Source organism: Mesorhizobium sp. f-mel (assembly GCF_053850215.1).
Genome location: NZ_JBSPTO010000081.1, coordinates 1 through 851, shown reverse-complemented (window position 1 = coordinate 851; position 851 = coordinate 1). Strand labels below are relative to the sequence as shown.

The 851-nt window shown below is 65.2% G+C and carries 1 protein-coding gene; it reads left to right on the top strand.

The window, feature by feature from the left end; translation table 11 throughout:
- A partial coding sequence (gene groEL / locus ACWUKX_RS30970; RefSeq protein WP_456010458.1) for a chaperonin GroEL occupies positions 1-851 on the top strand: 851 nt, incomplete at both ends.

The window sequence follows — 851 nt, the reverse complement described above, 5'->3', positions numbered from 1 at the left end:
GAAGACGTCGAAGGCGAGGCTCTGGCCACGCTCGTCGTCAACAAGCTGCGTGGCGGCCTGAAGATCGCCGCCGTCAAGGCGCCGGGCTTCGGTGATCGCCGCAAGGCCATGCTGGAAGACATCGCCATCCTCACCGGTGGCCAGGTCATTTCCGAAGACCTCGGCATCAAGCTCGAGAATGTTGGCCTCAACATGCTCGGCCGCGCCAAGAAGGTGTCGATCTCCAAGGAGAACACCACCATCGTCGACGGTGCCGGCAAGAAAGCCGAGATCCAGGGCCGCGTCGCCCAGATCAAGCAGCAGATCGAGGAGACCACCTCGGACTACGACAAGGAGAAGCTGCAGGAACGTCTCGCCAAGCTGGCGGGCGGCGTTGCCGTCATCCGCGTCGGCGGTGCGACCGAGATCGAAGTCAAGGAAAAGAAGGACCGCGTCGATGACGCCCTCAACGCGACCCGCGCGGCCGTCGAAGAAGGCATCGTTCCCGGCGGCGGCGTCGCACTCCTGCGTGCTTCGCTGAGCATCAAGGCTGTCGGCGCCAACTCCGACCAGACCGCGGGCATCAGCATCGTGCGTCGCGCGCTGCAGGCTCCGGCTCGCCAGATCGCGGCTAACGCCGGTGCGGAAGCATCGATCGTTGCCGGCAAGATCCTCGAGAACAAGGGCCCGACCTTCGGCTTCAACGCCCAGACCGGCGAATATGGCGACATGATCGCCATGGGTATCGTCGATCCGGTCAAGGTCGTGCGCACGGCTCTCCAGGATGCGGCCTCGGTCGCCGGCCTGCTGGTCACCACCGAAGCCATGATCGCCGAGGCTCCGAAGAAGGAGTCGGCTGGCGGCGGCATGCC